13 protein-coding genes are annotated in these 15,122 nt (G+C 71.6%); 4 read left to right on the forward strand and 9 right to left on the reverse strand.

Annotated elements, in window-relative coordinates:
- The first annotated feature begins 2 nt into the window (after window positions 1-2).
- Entirely contained in the window at window positions 3-452 is a 450-nt protein-coding gene (locus RC1_RS08495; RefSeq protein WP_012566953.1) for an NfeD family protein, read from the forward strand.
- Window positions 453-489: 37 nt separating this feature from the next.
- Here RC1_RS08495 and RC1_RS08500 read toward each other — a convergent pair whose 3' ends face one another.
- From RC1_RS08500 to RC1_RS08510, 3 genes are all read right to left on the reverse strand, one after another.
- Window positions 490-912, reverse strand: coding sequence for an HRDC domain-containing protein (locus RC1_RS08500; RefSeq protein ID WP_012566954.1), 423 nt, complete (start codon window positions 910-912; stop codon window positions 490-492).
- A 192-nt stretch (window positions 913-1,104) separates the two neighbouring features.
- Complete coding sequence (locus RC1_RS08505; protein ID WP_012566955.1) at window positions 1,105-1,854, reverse strand: SapC family protein; 750 nt, start codon at window positions 1,852-1,854, stop codon at window positions 1,105-1,107.
- Window positions 1,855-2,030: 176 nt separating this feature from the next.
- On the reverse strand, window positions 2,031-2,399 hold the full coding sequence (locus RC1_RS08510) for a hypothetical protein (RefSeq protein ID WP_012566956.1): 369 nt from the start codon (window positions 2,397-2,399) through the stop codon (window positions 2,031-2,033).
- Between the two features lie 240 nt (window positions 2,400-2,639).
- On the opposite strand from RC1_RS08510, the gene RC1_RS08515 reads away from it, so the two are divergent.
- Entirely contained in the window at window positions 2,640-4,193 is a 1,554-nt protein-coding gene (locus RC1_RS08515; RefSeq protein ID WP_012566957.1) for an acetolactate synthase large subunit, read from the forward strand.
- A gap of 17 nt (window positions 4,194-4,210) precedes the next feature.
- Here the strand turns inward: RC1_RS08515 and RC1_RS08520 are convergent, their stop codons facing one another.
- Both RC1_RS08520 and RC1_RS08525 read right to left on the reverse strand, forming a co-directional pair.
- Window positions 4,211-5,293 carry a Glu/Leu/Phe/Val family dehydrogenase gene (locus tag RC1_RS08520; protein WP_012566958.1) on the reverse strand — a complete coding sequence of 361 codons (1,083 nt, stop codon included), beginning with the start codon at window positions 5,291-5,293 and terminating at the stop codon, window positions 4,211-4,213.
- Window positions 5,294-5,547: 254 nt separating this feature from the next.
- Window positions 5,548-6,516 carry a peptidoglycan-binding domain-containing protein gene (locus RC1_RS08525; RefSeq protein ID WP_041785247.1) on the reverse strand — a complete coding sequence of 323 codons (969 nt, stop codon included), beginning with the start codon at window positions 6,514-6,516 and terminating at the stop codon, window positions 5,548-5,550.
- Window positions 6,517-6,714: 198 nt separating this feature from the next.
- Between RC1_RS08525 and RC1_RS08530 the strand changes: the two genes are divergently transcribed.
- Window positions 6,715-8,556, forward strand: coding sequence for a response regulator (locus RC1_RS08530; RefSeq protein WP_012566961.1), 1,842 nt, complete (start codon window positions 6,715-6,717; stop codon window positions 8,554-8,556).
- A 43-nt stretch (window positions 8,557-8,599) separates the two neighbouring features.
- Here RC1_RS08530 and RC1_RS08535 read toward each other — a convergent pair whose 3' ends face one another.
- Together RC1_RS08535 and putA are read right to left on the reverse strand one after the other, a co-directional pair.
- Complete coding sequence (locus tag RC1_RS08535) at window positions 8,600-9,301, reverse strand: response regulator transcription factor (protein WP_234703851.1); 702 nt, start codon at window positions 9,299-9,301, stop codon at window positions 8,600-8,602.
- Between the two features lie 178 nt (window positions 9,302-9,479).
- Window positions 9,480-12,638, reverse strand: coding sequence for a bifunctional proline dehydrogenase/L-glutamate gamma-semialdehyde dehydrogenase PutA (putA, locus tag RC1_RS08540; protein WP_148213421.1), 3,159 nt, complete (start codon window positions 12,636-12,638; stop codon window positions 9,480-9,482).
- A 134-nt stretch (window positions 12,639-12,772) separates the two neighbouring features.
- On the opposite strand from putA, the gene RC1_RS08545 reads away from it, so the two are divergent.
- Window positions 12,773-13,258, forward strand: coding sequence for an Lrp/AsnC ligand binding domain-containing protein (locus RC1_RS08545; protein WP_012566964.1), 486 nt, complete (start codon window positions 12,773-12,775; stop codon window positions 13,256-13,258).
- A gap of 158 nt (window positions 13,259-13,416) precedes the next feature.
- Here RC1_RS08545 and RC1_RS08550 read toward each other — a convergent pair whose 3' ends face one another.
- A complete protein-coding gene (locus tag RC1_RS08550; RefSeq protein WP_012566965.1) occupies window positions 13,417-13,677 on the reverse strand; it encodes a YjhX family toxin in 261 nt (86 codons plus the stop codon).
- A 160-nt stretch (window positions 13,678-13,837) separates the two neighbouring features.
- Window positions 13,838-15,106, reverse strand: coding sequence for a BaiN/RdsA family NAD(P)/FAD-dependent oxidoreductase (locus RC1_RS08555; protein WP_012566966.1), 1,269 nt, complete (start codon window positions 15,104-15,106; stop codon window positions 13,838-13,840).
- Window positions 15,107-15,122 lie beyond the last annotated feature (16 nt).

Below are 15,122 nucleotides of genomic sequence, written 5' to 3' on the forward strand. Positions count from 1 at the left end.
CCATGGAGGGAGTCCGCATCGTCTTCTGGCACTGGTGGGTGGCGGCCGTCCTGCTGGGCCTGCTGGAAATGTTCGTGCCGGGGGCTGCCCTGATCTGGCTGGGGCTGGCTGCCGGCGTCGTCGGGCTGACGCTGCTGGTCCTGCCGGACCTGTCCTGGCAGGTGCAGTTCGGCGCCTTCGCCGTGATCGCCATCGCCGCCGTTGCGGCCTCACGCTTCGTGCCGACACGCCGGCTGGAGGAGACCGACCAGCCGACGCTGAACCGGCGCGCGGAGCAGTATCTCGGCCGCACGCTGCGGCTGGAGACGGCCATCGTGAACGGCCGAGGCCGCGCCTATGTCGGCGACAGCCTGTGGACCGTGGCGGGGGTGGAGGACCTGCCGCAGGATACCGCGGTGCGGGTGGTCGGCGTGGACGGCGCCCTGCTCCGGGTGGAGCGGGCGCCGGGCTGACGGAACAGAGGGGGGGCGAAGGGACGGCCGGGGAGACTCACTCGTCAGCCGTCAGCTCCTCCATGGTCTGACGGACCACCTGGACGATGGCCGCGCCGCGTTCGCGGGTGTCCACGCCCAGCGAGCCGGCGATGACCGACAGTTCGATCTCCGTCGTCGGGGCGTAGCGGCAGATCTCCGTCAGCAGCGCGTTGGAGAGGATCTCTTCGCGCGACAGGCCGGTGGCCCGGGACACATCCGCCCGCCAGGACTTCAGCGCCTCCATGATGGCGCTCTCGATCTGTTCCTGCTCTTCCTTGCGGCGCAGGTCGCGGTACTGGACCAGCAGGCGCCAGGCCCCGTCGGCATAGGCGGTATCGACCCGCACCGCCTCGACGCTGCGAAGGAAGGAGGCGACTCTGGCCTCGTCGTCCTGGGCGGACTCTTCGCGGATGGTGAAAGTGCGGATGTCCAGGCTCATAGCGGGTTCCGTCGCTCCGATGGGCAGGGCCGGGCGATCCGTCTCCCGGCCGCGACAGTATAGGGCCTCGGGATGACGAACGCACGATCTACCCAGTTCAGCCGGGGTATCGCACGGATAGATTAAGGGAGGGCTAAGAAGAACAGGGCGCCCGTGCGGGCGCCCTGTTCAGAAGAGCGGGAGCCGGGCGGATCAGGCCGCCGCGGTGCGGCGGGCCGTGGCCTCGACCAGCTCGTTCCAGTGACCCAGCGACATCAGGTGCGCATAGACCAGCCCGATCCAGTTCCGCTTGCGCCATTCGAGGAAAACCTCGTCGGGCAGCTCGTTGAACTTCTTCTCATCCACGACGCAGAAACCGGAGAGCGAGATGCGCTTGTTCTCCGGCGTCACCATGTCGGCCCGCTGTTCGGTCAGCAGGCCGCGGGACTTCAGCTCCTGGCAGAAGGCCTGGGTCTGGAACGCCGACTGGTTGAAAGTGCCGCAGAAATTCAGCGCATCCTGGCCCGCCGCCGCAGGCTGATCGCCGTCGAACAGGGCGAACTCCCCGTCGGGACCGACCACCCCCTTGTCCTCCTCGATGCAGAGGATCAGGCGCTCGCGGTCCGGCGTCTCCATCAGGATGAAGGGGTAGCGCCGGACATAGGCCGGGATCGGCTTGCCGCGCTTCCAGGTGCCGTCATCCTCCAGGTACAGGTTCTCCTGCGGACGCAGGCCCACCAGCGCCACGACGGACGGCTGTTCCCCGTTGGTGAAGACCAGCGGGTAGTGGCCCTGGAGCACCGGAAATTCCTCCAGCACCACCGGGATCGCATTCGTCCCGGACGCATAAGCGAAGCTGCGGCGCTGCTTCACCTTCCAGTCCTTGTGGCGCTCGATCGCCACGGGTACCGGCGCCTTGTAGAACAGCGGCATCCCTGCCGGCGCGCCCGTCGCTTCGCTCATGACTCGTCCCTCGCCTCATCGCATTCCGGTCCGACCCGTCCGGCCGGACATATCGGCTCCACCTGCACAATCGCGGCTGACGTGTCAACAATGCTCGTCCGACGGGCTTCGCTTTGTCGCCGCCGGCACGGCACGACACGGCACGGCACGGCGGCCCCGGAGGGCGCGACGACCGGTCAGGGGCGGCGCACCGGCCGCTGCAAGGACTTCCGGGGGGGCGGCACGACATCGGGCAGCCAGATCACCAGAGTCGGCTGCCCGGCGATGATCTTCAGCACCTTCTCCCCCCGGGCCGGCAGCCTGACCTTGCGGTCCATGCAGAACTGCACCAGGGCTGCCGCGACCTCCGTCTCCTCGAAGGAGAGGGTGCGCACCTCGCCATAGTCGTCGCGGACCGGCAGCGTGATGCGGACGGGCGGCCCCAGGTCGATGCGGGTGTCCTCCAGGGTGCCGGAGGGAAGCTGGCGGCGCAGGCGTCCGGCGAACTGGACGAGGGCGCTGGTCAACTCGCGGTCCGTGAAGCTGATGGCGCGCATCTCGCGCATGGAGGGCTCCGAGAAGGATTCCGAGGCCGACGGAGGGGGCGGCATCATACCCGTTCCGGAGCCGGTTTCCACACGGGGGATCGGGTCTTGTCGCGCGCCAGTCATGCTTACGTATGCCATCCCGATACCGCCGACGTTCCTGGCTGCCGGACTGGCCGCTGGCGGCGTTGCCCCCTAGGATGCCGGTCGAGCAGCCGCCGGGACGGTGGCCGGAACGGCAACGACAAGGAGGAGATGCGCATGAACGGAGCCGAAGCCCTGGCCCAGGGACTGCGGTCGGCGGGCCTGGACACCGTGTTCGCCAACCCCGGCACCTCGGAGATGCATCTGGTCGGTGCCCTGGCCGCGGTGCCGGGGATGCGCCTCGTGCCCGGCCTGTTCGAGGGGGTGCTGTCCGGGGCGGCGGACGCCCATGCCCGTCTGACCGGCAGGCCCGCGGGTCTGCTGCTGCATCTCGGCCCCGGCCTCGCCAACGCGACGGCCAACCTGCATAACGCCAGCCGCGCCGGCAGCCCCGTCGTCAGCATCGTGGGCGAGCACCGCTCCAGCCTGCTGCCGTTCGACCCGCCCCTGGCGTCGGACATCGAGGCCATCGCACGGCCCTATGCCGGCTGGGTCCGGCGGCTGGAGCGGCCGGAGGAGGCGGCGGAGGCGGCGCGGGCCGCCGTGGCCGCAGCCCTGGGAACCCCGGCCCGGCATGCCGTGCTGATCGTCCCGGCCGATGTCGCCTGGGGCGAGGCGGGACGCCCGGACACGGGCGGCGACGCACCGGCCGCGCGGGTCGATCCGGTGCCGGATGCCCGCATCGAGCTGATGGCCGACATGCTGCGCACCGGCGGCCACGCTTCGGCCCTGCTGCTGGGCGGGGGCCTGCTGGACGGGCGCGGCAGCCTGCTGGCCGGACGGATCGCGGCGGCGACCGGCTGCCGCGTCCTGAGCGAGACCTTCCCCACGGCGCAGCGCCGCGGCGCCGGCCTGCCCTATCTGGAACGGCTGCCCTACTTCCCGGCCGATGTCCTGCAGACCCTGGACGGGGTGCGCTCCCTGGTCCTGGCCGGGGCGCGGGAGCCGGTGGCCTTCTTCGGCTATCCCGGCAGGCCGGACCGGCTGGTGCCCGAAGGCTGTGGCGTGGACCGGCTGTGCGGCCCCGGTGAGGACGGGCACGCTGCCCTGGAGGCCCTGGCCGGGCTGCTGGGGGCAGGCAGCAGCGACCCGGTTCTGCTGCCGGAACAGCGGCCGCTGCGGCCGGAGGGGCGGCTCACGGTGGACGCCGTGGGACAGGCGATCGGCTCCCTGCTGCCGGAGAATGCCATCGTGGTGGACGAGGCGATCACCTCCGGCGCGCCGTGCTACCGCTTCACGGTGCAGGCGCCGACGCACGACTGGCTGTCGTTGACGGGCGGCTCGCTGGGCTTCGGCCTGCCGGCGGCGCTGGGGGCGGCCATGGCCGCACCAGGCCGCAAGGTGCTGGCGCTGGTCGGGGACGGCTCCGCCCTCTACACCAACCAGGCGCTCTGGAGCCTTGCCCGCACCGGGGCCGACGTGGTGGTCGTGGTCTTCGCCAACCGCGCCTACCGCATCCTGCAACTGGAATACGCCAACATGGGGCTGGGCAGTCCGGCGCCGGCGGCGCAGGACCTGATGCGGCTGGATACCCCGGATCTGGACTTCGTCAGCCTGGCGCGGGGCTTCGGCATCCTGGCCGCGCGCGCCGACGAGGCCGGGGAGTTCACCCGCATCCTGGAACGGGCCCTGGCCGAGCCGGGCCCGTTCCTGATCGAGACGGTGGTCTAGCCTCCCCCCGCTCCAGGCTACTCCGCGACGCGGGCGAGCGGCCCGGCGGCCTTGCCGCCCCGGGCCGCGGCCAGCCGCTCCCGGGCCATGCGGTCGGCGACCTCGCTGGTCGGGCGGCCGTCCGCGTCGGCGCGGCGGAACACCTCCGCCAGGGTGGCGGGAATGCGCTCCACCTGACGCAGCACGGCGTCGCGGTCGTAGGCGTGCATCACCTCGGCCGCGACGTTGATGATGCCGCCGGCGTTGATGACATAGTCCGGCGCGTAGAGGATGCCGCGCTGGCGCAGCAGCTCGCCCACCGGGTCGGTGGCGAGCTGGTTGTTGGCCGCACCGGCGACGACGCTGGCCTTCAGCTCGGCCACGCTGCGCTCATGCAGCACGGCCCCCAGGGCACACGGCGCGAAGACGTCCACCTCGGCGGCGTGGATGCGCTCCGGCGGCAGGGTCGTGGCGCCGTAGGCCGCCACGGCACGGGCGACGGCGTCGGCGTGGATGTCGCTGACCACCAGCGTGGCGCCCGCCTCGGCAAGCTGGCGGGCGAGGTTGCCGCCGACATTGCCCAGGCCCTGCACCGCCACGCGCAGCCCCTTCAGGCTGTCGGTGCCGAGCCGGTGCCGCACCGCCGCCTTCAGGCCCAGGAAGACGCCGTAGGCCGTGAAGGGGGACGGGTCGCCGCTGGCCGCACTGCCCTTCGCCAGACCGGCGACATGGCGGGTGGACTGGCCCATGGCCTGCATGTCGGCGACACTGGTGCCGACATCCTCGGCCGTGATGTAGCGGCCGCCGAGCTGCTCCACGACGCGGCCGAAGGCCCGCATCATCGCCTCGGTCTTGTCCTTGCGGCTGTCACCGATGACGACCGCCTTGCCGCCGCCCAGCGGCAGCCCGGCCATGGCGTTCTTGTAGCTCATGCCGCGCGACAGGCGCAGCACGTCGCGCACCGCCTCGGCCTCGCTGGCGTAGGGCCACATGCGGCAGCCGCCGCAGGCCGGGCCGAGGGCGGTGTCATGCACCGCGATGATGGCGCGGAGGCCCGTCTCCGGGTCGCTGCCGAACAGAATCGTCTCGTGATTGTCGAAATCCGGGGCGTCGAAAACCATCCGGGGGATCTCCTGCCAGATCGTCAGCCCCGCGGCGCGCCGGGGCAGCGGCGCCGGGTCCGCCGAAGGCCGCGGGGAACAAGGGTCAAGGGTGCCGCCATGCGGCAGCCCGCCGCATCCATCCTATTTCCGGAGAGAGGACGGGGTCGATTTCGTTTCCGCCCGCCGATCCGCACGAATAGCCCGGTATGGGGCCGCCTCCGGGACCGTTCATGTCCCGGAGGCCAGGAGTGACGGGGCGGCGGGCGGCGGGGTCAGGGCATGCGGGACCGCAGGCCGGTGGAGCCACGCGCCCCACCGGCACCGGGCGGACGCGGCGGGGGATCGAAGCGCGGCTCGCGGCGGCCGTCGGGTGCCCGTGGGGGAGCGCCCAGGGTCGGCTCCCGCCGGGCGGGACCGCCCCCGACGGGCGCGCGCCCCGCCGGAGGGCGGCGCCGGGCAGCGGCCCGGGTGCGGCCGCTGGACCACCAGGAGAAGCCGAGATAGGCGACGATCACCCCGACCAGCCCCATCAGACCGTAGCTGATGTAGCCGGGGTCGATGACGGAGCGCAGGTCGAAGCCGGCCCCCTCCCCCTCCTCGGCACCGACCGTCTCCACGCCGGCGCGCGGGGCCGAGGCCGGAGCGGTCGGATAGTCCGGGGACGCCGCCGTTTCCCGCGACACCGCCGGAGCGGTGGCGGCGGAAGGCGCCGGCCCGCGGGGCGTGACCGGCGACACGGCACCGGGTTCGATGATGCTGCCGGTCTCTCCACCCTCCACGGCAGAGACGCCGGGGGCCGAGGGGGCCGCCGTGGGGCGGACATCCCGCTCCTTGACCATGGGGCTGGAGGAACGGGCCCGGCTGTTGGGGTCGGCGAGGTTGCCGACGGTCGGCTTCTCCGCCGTGGAGCGATCCGCCAGCAGGCGGTCCACCGTGGCCTTGTCGAGCGTCCCGGTGACCTTCAACCCCACGGACTTCTGATAGGCCTTGACGGCCGCCGTGGTGGCCGCATCCAGCCGGCCGTGGGCACGACCCTGGTAGAAGCCCTTCTCGTCCAGGATCTGCTGCGCCCACTGGATGGTGGCACCGTTCGGCGCATCCTCCGCCCGGGGGGCCGGGGGGGCCGCGGTGAGCGCCGCCAGCGCGAGCAGAAGGCCGAGGGCGGGGCCGCGGCTGCGGCGGGCCCAGGCGGGGCTGCGGAACGGACGGGCGGGGCCGGAAGGGCCGGAAACGCTGGTCATGGACGTCGATGCTCCCCCGGACAGGCGCGATCCGGGCACGTCAGGAAGGGTGATGGATGGCCGCCCGGTCAGGGCGGCGCGCACGGGGGCCGTGCGCCGGGGTCCGTGCGCCTGTACCTATACGCTTGGACCGGCGCGGCGGATGGACCAACCATAATCACTGATACTATAAAGTGGCAGCAAAATGCCGCCTGTGCCATGCCATCCCCCACTGCGCCACCCTCCGCTGCACCGCCCCCTCCCTCGGATGCGCTTCCCGCGTGGCGTCTGCTGACCCGGCAGGCTCAGACCGCCCTGGCGGTCGTCGGGCTGGTTTCCCTGCTGACCATCGTCGCAGACCTGACCCTGGCGGGATCGGGCGGGGACGTGACCGCCCTGATCGCGGGACGCCTCGGCCTGGTGGCGGCGTCGCTGGCCGTGCTGCGGCTGACCTTCCTGCCGCCCGCACCGAAACGGCTGGGCATGGCGCTGGCGCTCTGGCAGGCGATGCTGATCCTGCTCCAGTTCGCCACCGTGACCGTATGGCCGCCGGGCCTGCCGGCCGACGTGGCGGCTCTGGTCTTCCTGCTCGCGGTCTACATGCTGCTGCCGAACCCGCTGGCGGTTGCGATCGGGTTGGGAACGGTCCTGACGCTGGGGCATCTCGGCCTTGCCTGGGGTCTGTCGCCGACCGGCTCTCCGCCGGAGCCGGCCGTGCTGCTGGCGGCTGCTGCAGCGAACTTCATCGGCATCCTCTCCATCCAGCGCCAGCAGATGCAGGCCCGCGTTCTCAGCGTGCTGCGGGAGGAGGAGGAGCGGCGGCGCGGCGCCGAGCTGATGCTGGCCGCCGAGCGCGACGGCTGGGAGCGCGCCCGCGCCATCTCCCGTGCCGAGCGCGCCGCCTTCCTCCAGTGCGTGCCGGTTCCGCTGCTGCTGCTGGACGCTGACGGCACACCCACCGTCCACAGCCGCATGGCGGAGGACCTGCTGGACGGGCTCTCGCCGGAGAAGGTCCAGACCTGGTTCAAGGCTCTGCTCACCTGCCCCAGCGGCCAGTGCCGCGAGGCGCATTTCCAGACCGTAGACGGCGCTGCCCGCATCCTGATGGCCTCCAGCCGCCCGGTTTCCATCGAGGGGGCGCCCCTGCTCGTGGTGGTGCTGGCCGACGTGACGAAGCTGCGCCGGCTGGAGACGGAGGCCCTGACCCAGGAAGCGGCCCGCCGGGCGCCCGCCATCGGCGGTGCACCTCCCCGGCAGGGCCGGAGCCTTTCGGTGCTGCTGGTGGAGGATGACGATGTCAGCCGCATCCTGGCGCGCACCCTTCTGGAACAGGACGGCCACCGGGTGACCGAAGCGGTCACCGGCAACGAAGCGGTGACCTGCGCCGCGGCCGGCGGCTTCGACGTGGTGCTGATGGACATCCGGCTGCCGGGCCTGGGGGGACCGGCAGCAGCCCGGGCGATCCGCGCGTTGCCCGACGACGCGCAGCGCGTTCCCATCGTCGCCATGACGGCCAGCATGGCGCCGGCCCAGCTGGCGCGCTACCGCGCGTCCGGCATGGATCTGGTGCTGGCCAAGCCTGTCGATCGTGATTCCCTGCGCGCCCTGCTGGCGGAGATCGTGGCCCCTGCAGCCTGCCCCCTGCCGGGCGGGGCAGCCCCCCCGTCCGGACCGGAGGATGTCAGCGTCCCCGCCGTCAGCGGGTCCGCCGAGGCGCATCTCGACCACAGCGTGCTGGACGGACACCGGGCGGTACTGGGCGAATCGCGCATCGCCGTGGTGATCGACCGCTTCCTGGATGCCGCTCCGGAGACGGTCGGTGCCGCCGTCAGCGCCGGCAGCGACGGCGACATGGCCGCGCTGGCGAAGGCCGCGCACAAGCTGGGCAGCGGGGCCCTGACGGTGGGGCTCAGGCCGCTGGCGGATCTGGCCCGGCGGATCGAGGCACAGGCGGAGAAGGGCGACGAAAGGGAGGCCCGCGCCGGGGCCGAACGTCTGCACACCCTGTTCCGGGCCGGGGCGGACGAGCTGAACGCCTACCGGCGGCGTCTGGCGGAATGAGGCGACGCCGACCGGGGTCGCGGAGAGACCCGCGGAGAGTCCCTCAGACCGGGTCGGTCACGTCCACGCCGAGACGGTAGCCGAGTCCCTTCTCCGTCAGGATCAGCCGGGGCGAGACGCCGGTGTCGCACATCTTGCGGCGCAGCCGGCTGACCAGCACGTCGATGGTGCGGTCGTTGGGGTTGCGGTCGGTGCCGCTGACCGCGTCGATGAGCTGGTCGCGGGTCACCACCCGCCCGCCGGAGCGGACCAGCAGCGCCAGCAGTTCGAACTCGCCGCGGGTGACGCGGATTTCCTGCCCCTCCGGGTCGATCAGACGGCGGCGCGCCAGATCCATGGTCCAGCCGCCGAAGCGGCGCACCGTGCCCTCCGCCCGGCGCATCTTGCTGGGGTGCGTGCGGCGCAGCAGGTTGCGCGCCCGCGCCAGCAGTTCCCGCGGGTTGGGCGGTTTCGTCACATAGTCGTCGCCGCCCGTCTCCAGACCGAAGACACGGTCGTCCTCGTTCGCCCGGTTGGTGACGATGATGATCCCGACGTTGGAAATCTCGCGGATGCTGCGGGCGATGGAGAATCCGTCCTCGTCCGGCAGTTCGATGTCCAGCAGAACCAGGTCGGGCGGCTGACGCAGCAGCGCCTCCCGGGTCTGCCGGCCGTTCTCGGCCTCGGCGATGAGGAATCCCGCCTCATGGAAATAGGCGGCGAGAAGGGCCCGCGTGGCGGGCTCATCCTCGACGATCAGTACCAAGGGCGCATCAGCAATTTCTGGCATGCGCTACCGCCGCCGCCTTCCATCGATCGGACCTATTGCTTCAATGCCTATACGAAAGGGAGGGTGCCTGCCAAGTCACTTCGAAAGGGGTGGGACAGCCATCCGCACTTCCCCGATCGGGGTAGGGGCGGATGGCTCGATCCACTGCCCCGGGTCAGCCGCCCAGGGCGAGAAGCGCCGTATTCCCGCCGAAGGCCGTCGTATTCACGGTCAGGGTCTTCTCTGTTGCAAAACGCAACAGATAGTGCGGCCCGCCGGCCTTGGGACCAGTGCCCGACAGGCCCTGCCCGCCGAAAGGTTGTACCCCGACGACGGCCCCGACCATGTTGCGGTTGATGTAGGTGTTGCCGACCCCCATCGTCCGGAACAGTTCGAAGGCACGGGTCTCCAGCCGGCTGTGGATGCCGAAGGTCAGACCGTACCCGGTGGACTGCAATCCGCGCACGACGCCGTCGATCTCGCCCGAGCGGAACCGGATCATGTGCAGCACCGGCCCGAACACCTCCCGCGGCAGCCGCGCGATGCCGTCGATCTCGTAGAAGCGCGGGCCGAAGAAGGTCCCGGCGGAGAGCGACTCCGGCACCGGAACGGCCTTGATCAGCCTGGCCTCCCGGTCCATGCGCCGGACATGCTCCTCCAGCACCTGCCGGGCGGGATCGTCGATGATCGGGCCGACATCGGTGGCGAGATGGCGCGGATCGCCCAGGGTCAGCATGTCCATGGCGCCGGACAGCATCGCCGCCAGCCGGTCGGCGATCTCCTCCTGCGCGTAGAGGACCCGCAGGGCGGAGCAACGCTGCCCGGCGGAGAGGAAGGCGGACTGGATGCAGTCGTCCACCACCTGTTCCAGGAGCGCCGTGCTGTCCACGATCATGGCGTTCTGCCCGCCCGTCTCCGCGATCAGCGGCACGATGGGGCCGTCGCGGTCGGCGAGCGTGCGGTTGATGGCGCGGGCCGTCTCGGTCGAGCCGGTGAAGGCGACGCCGGCCACCCGCGGGTCGGCCACCAGCCGCGCGCCCACCGTCTCGCCCGTACCCGGCAGCAGGTGCAGCACCGCCCCGGGCACGCCGGCCCGGTGGAAGCGCCGGACCACCTCGGCCGCGATCAGGGGCGTCTGTTCCGCCGGCTTGGCGACGACGCTGTTGCCCGCGGCCAGCGCCGCCGCCATCTGGCCGACGAAGATGGCGAGCGGGAAGTTCCACGGGCTGATGCAGGCGAAGACGCCGCGGCCGGCGAGGTAGAGGTCGTTGCTCTCCCCCGTCGGGCCGGGCAGCCGCAACGGGGTGCCGAACTGCTCGCGGGCACGGGCGGCGTAGTAACGGCAGAAATCCACCGCCTCGCGCAGCTCGGACGTGGCGTCGGGCAGGATCTTGCCGGCCTCGTGAACCAGAAGCCCCAGCAGCGGCGCGTCGTCGGCCTCCAGCGCGTCGGCCATGCGGTTCAGGATGTCCGCCCGGCGCTTGCCGCCCAGGCGGTCCCAGCCCGGCTGCGCCGCGGCGGCCAGCCCCACCGCCTCTTCGACCTGCGCGGCCGTGGCCTCGACCAGCGTGCCGACCGTCCGGCTCCGGTCAACGGGACTGGACACCGGCCGCCCCTGCCCGGAGAGCTGCCGCCCGCCCACGATGGGCGCGGCGGTCCAGCCGCCACCGGCCATCGCCTTGTCGATCCGATGCAGCAGCGGCTCCACCGTCTCCGGCGCCGAGAGATCGTAGCCGCGGGAGTTGCGCCGCTCGCCGCCGTAGATGTCGGCCGGCACCGGGATCTTGGGATGGCGGGTCGCCGCCTCCTCCGTCATGGCCGCGACGGGATCGGCGACCACCCGCCCGACCGGCACGTCGGGGTCCATGTAGGTGTTGACGAAGCTGCTGCTGGCCCCGTTCTCCAGCAGGCGCCGGATCAGATAGGGCAGCAGGTCCGCATGCGTGCCGACAGGAGCGTAGACGCGCACCCGCGGCATCGCCGTCAGGGTCTCCCGCGCGGCCGTGTAGAGCAGTTCGCCCATGCCGAACAGCCGCTGGAACTCCAGATCGCGGTTCTCCCCCGCGATGTGCAGGATCGCGGCGATGGTGAAGGCGTTGTGCGTGGCGAACTGGGGGAAGATCGCGTCGGAGGCGGCCAGCATCCGGCGGGCGCAGACCAGATAGGACAGGTCGGTCGCCGCCTTGCGCGTGTAGACCGGATAGTCCTCGTGCCCGGCCTGCTGGCTGTGCTTGATCTCCGAATCCCAGTAGGCGCCCTTGACGAGGCGGACCATGAAGCGGCGGCCGGCACGGCGGGCCGTGGCGGCCAGCCAGTCGATCACCCGCGGCGCCCGCTTCTGGTAGGCCTGCACGGCGACCCCCAGGCCGTTCCAGCCGGCCAGATCGGGGTCGGTCGCCAGCGCCTCGACCACGTCCAGCGACAGGTCCAGCCGGTCCGCCTCCTCGGCGTCGATGGTGAAGTTGATGTTCCAGCGCTTCGCCGAGAGCGCCAGCGTCTTCACCCGCGGCACCAGCTCCGTCATCACCCGCGCCCGCTGGGCGAACTCATAGCGCGGATGCAGGGCGGACAGCTTGATCGAGACGCCGGAGGATTCCTGCGGGCCGCGTCCGCCGGCCTGGGCACCCACGGCGTCGATGGCCTGCTGGTAGGCGTCGAAATAGCGCTCCGCCTGTTCGGGATTGCGCGCCCCCTCGCCCAGCATGTCGAAGCTGAAGACGGTGCTGGCCGGCCTGGCCGAGCGGGCGACGGCAAGGGCAGCGTCGATGGTGCCGCCCATGACGAAATGCTCACCCATCATGCGCATGGCCTTCGCCATGGCGGAACGGATCACCGGCTCGCCCGCCCGCTGTGCCACCCGCTTCAGGAAGCCCGGTGCATTGCCGCCGACCTCCGCCGGGTCCAGCTCGACCAGCCGGCCGGACAGCGCCAGGGCCCAGGCCGTGGCGTTCACGAAGGCGCTGTCGCTGTGGCCCAGATGGGTGTCCCACTGCCCCTGGCTCAGCTTCTCGGCGATCAGCCGGTCGGCCGTCTCCGGGTCGGCGACCCGGAGCAGGCACTCGGCGATGCACATCAGCGCGATGCCTTCGTGGTTGGTCAGCCCGAATTCCTGCAACAGCGCATCCAGCGGCCCCAGCTCGCGCCGGCGGCCGCGGGCGCCGTCCACCACCTTCACCGCCAGCTCGTGGATGAGCGCGCGCTCATCCGGCGTCAGGCCGTGCGCACCGGCCAACTGGGCGATGGCCTTGTCCTCGCACAGATGCTTGAGCGCGCGCAGGGCGTCGCGGATGACGGCGGGGTCGCTGGGCGGCGGGACGGCGAGCGGAGAGGGCATGGCGGCGACACCTTGCTGCATGGGCCTGGGGTGGATCGTCCGGCAATCTAGCCGATACATCTGCGGATTTTCCGCCAACTTATACAGATTCGCAGTATGATCCACCAGAGCATGGCGGATCGACGGGAGAATCTATGGCGGGAGATCAGACGGCGCCACGCCTGGACCGGATCGACCTGAACATCCTGCGCATCCTGCAACAGAACGGCCGGATCCCGAATGTGGAACTGGCCCGCCGCGTGAACCTCTCGCCCACGCCCTGCCTGGAGCGGGTGCGCCGGCTGGAGCGGGAGGGCTATATCCAGGGCTACATGGCGCTGCTGGACCCCGACCGGCTGGACCGGGGCCTGCTGGCCTTCGTGGAGGTGCGGCTGGAGCGCACCTCGGGCGATGTCTTCCGTGTCTTCGCCGAAGCTGTATCGAAGCTGGAAGAAATCCTGGAGTGCCACATGGTGGCCGGCGGGTTCGACTATCTGATCAAGGTGCGGGTGGCCGACATGGCCGCCTACCGGGCGTTCCTGGGCGACAAGCTCTCCATCATCCCCGGCGTGGCGCAGACCCACACCTACATGGTGATGGAGGAGGTCAAGGCGACCCACTCCATCCCCGTCCCCCGGTAGCCCCCACCGTCTCCGGCCCCCGGCGGGCTTCGCCGGGGACCGGATCGGGCTCGCGCCCGGCTGGGGCCGGGTCATGATCGCCTGTCCGGCCGGGGCCGGATCACGATCGCCTGTCCGGCTGGGGCCGGATCACGATCAGTTGTCCGGCTGAGGCCGGATCATGATCGGTTGTCCGGCTGAGGCCGGACGGCGGCCAGCCCCTTGCGCGTGATGCGGTAGGGGCCGCCGTTCTCCGACGCGATCAGGCGCTTGGAGCGGAGTTTCCTGAAGGTGGTCATGTCGCAGTCGAGTAGGCGCCACCCCTCGCGGGTGATGCAGTCAACCTCGATGATGCGGCGGTCGTCGTCCTTCTCGATGTCGATACGGCCACCACGGGCGAGCGCATGCAGAGTGCGCTGCTCCGGCTTGGAGATGTTCATTTTTCCGGGATATGTCGTCAGTCAGCGGACAGGCTGAGGCAGCCGAGGAAACCAGCGCCCGCGGAAGCGGACGGCGGCTCGGACTTACGCAGGCTGATCCGTGGCGCCAGGGGCGCGGAACACGGGTCAGCGGACGGTGACAATCCCAGACATAAAGCCCTTACGGACCGGAAAGGATGGGAACAGACATATCCGATTGCGGATGGAAAGACAAGAAGCGCAATGCCCCCTCCCCCGCCGCGACGCCGCTGGCGAAGCATCCCTGCAACAGGTAGCCGCCGGTCGGCGCCTCCCAGTCCAGCATCTCGCCGCAGCAGAAGACGCCCGGCAGCCGGCGCAGCATCAGCCCCTCGTCCAACTCGTCCAGCCGGACGCCGCCGGCGGTGGAGATGGCCCGGTCCAGCCCGCGCAGGCCGGTCAGTTCCACCGGCAGGGCCTTGACCGCGGCGGCCAGCCGGCCGGTACCGGCCAGCGTCCCTTCCGGCGCCAGTTCGCGCAGCAGGGCCGGCACCGGCGGCGCCAGCGACAGGGCCTTGCGCAGCCGGTTGGCGAGGCTGTCCGCCGCCGGCACCCGGGCCAGCCTGTTCTGCACCTGGGCCAGGGTCAGGTCGGGCTTGAGATCCAGGCTGATGACGGCACGGCCGTCGCGCTCGATCGCCTCCCGGACGGGAGCGGACAGGGCGTAGAGCGCGCCGCCCTCCAGGCCCGCGCGGGTGACGACCAGTTCCCCCGGCACGGTCCGGCCGGCGAAGCTGACGGCGATGCGCTTCAGCGGCTGCCCCTCCGCCCGCTCCAGGAAGCCGGGACTCCAGGGCCGCTCGAAGCCGCTGTTGGACGGGCGGAAGGGCGCCAGCCCCACACCGCGCGCCGCGAGCCAGCCGGCCCAGGCGCCGTCCGATCCCAGGCGCGGCCAGCTCGCCCCGCCGAGCGCCAGGATGGTGGCCGCCGGGCGCAAGGCCAGCGGACCGTCCGGCGTCGTGAAGGCCAGGGCACCGTCCGGTGTCCAGCCGGTCCAGCGATGGCGCAGGTGCAGCCGCACCCCCTGCCCGTCCAGCCGGCGCAGCCAGGCGCGCAGCAGCACGCTGGCCTTGAACGTCTCCGGGAAGACCCGGCCGGAACTGCCGACGAAGGTCGGCACGCCCAGGGACGCGCACCAGTCCCGCAGGTCGGCGGGGGAGAAGCGGTCGAGCAGGCGGCGGAACAGGTCGCGGGCCGGGCCGTAGCGGCCCACGAAGCGGTCCAGCGGTTCCGAATGGGTGATGTTCAGGCCGCCGCGGCCGGCCATCAGGAGCTTGCGGCCGGGCGACGGCATGGCGTCATGGACGTCCACCGCCACGCCCGCGGACGACAGGATCTCGGCCGCCATCAGCCCCGCGGGGCCGGCGCCGATGATGACTGCTGACGGAGGTCTTTCTGCACGGTCGGTCATGCCCGGCAAGGGAGCA

This window comes from Rhodospirillum centenum SW (genome assembly GCF_000016185.1).
Classification (GTDB): domain Bacteria; phylum Pseudomonadota; class Alphaproteobacteria; order Azospirillales; family Azospirillaceae; genus Rhodocista; species Rhodocista centena.

What these genes read in the sequence shown, in the direction of transcription:
- RC1_RS08495 (WP_012566953.1), top strand. Translation starts at nt 3, where the DNA reads ATGGAGGGAGTCCGCATCGTCTTCTGGCACTGGTGGGTGGCGGCCGTC.
- RC1_RS08500 (WP_012566954.1), bottom strand. Translation starts at nt 912, where the DNA reads ATGAGCCTGGACATCCGCACTTTCACCATCCGCGAAGAGTCCGCCCAG.
- RC1_RS08505 (WP_012566955.1), bottom strand. Translation starts at nt 1,854, where the DNA reads ATGAGCGAAGCGACGGGCGCGCCGGCAGGGATGCCGCTGTTCTACAAG.
- RC1_RS08510 (WP_012566956.1), bottom strand. Translation starts at nt 2,399, where the DNA reads ATGCGCGAGATGCGCGCCATCAGCTTCACGGACCGCGAGTTGACCAGC.
- RC1_RS08515 (WP_012566957.1), top strand. Translation starts at nt 2,640, where the DNA reads ATGAACGGAGCCGAAGCCCTGGCCCAGGGACTGCGGTCGGCGGGCCTG.
- RC1_RS08520 (WP_012566958.1), bottom strand. Translation starts at nt 5,293, where the DNA reads ATGGTTTTCGACGCCCCGGATTTCGACAATCACGAGACGATTCTGTTC.
- RC1_RS08525 (WP_041785247.1), bottom strand. Translation starts at nt 6,516, where the DNA reads ATGACCAGCGTTTCCGGCCCTTCCGGCCCCGCCCGTCCGTTCCGCAGC.
- RC1_RS08530 (WP_012566961.1), top strand. Translation starts at nt 6,715, where the DNA reads ATGCCATCCCCCACTGCGCCACCCTCCGCTGCACCGCCCCCTCCCTCG.
- putA (WP_148213421.1), bottom strand. Translation starts at nt 12,638, where the DNA reads ATGCCCTCTCCGCTCGCCGTCCCGCCGCCCAGCGACCCCGCCGTCATC.
- RC1_RS08545 (WP_012566964.1), top strand. Translation starts at nt 12,773, where the DNA reads ATGGCGGGAGATCAGACGGCGCCACGCCTGGACCGGATCGACCTGAAC.
- RC1_RS08550 (WP_012566965.1), bottom strand. Translation starts at nt 13,677, where the DNA reads ATGAACATCTCCAAGCCGGAGCAGCGCACTCTGCATGCGCTCGCCCGT.
- RC1_RS08555 (WP_012566966.1), bottom strand. Translation starts at nt 15,106, where the DNA reads ATGACCGACCGTGCAGAAAGACCTCCGTCAGCAGTCATCATCGGCGCC.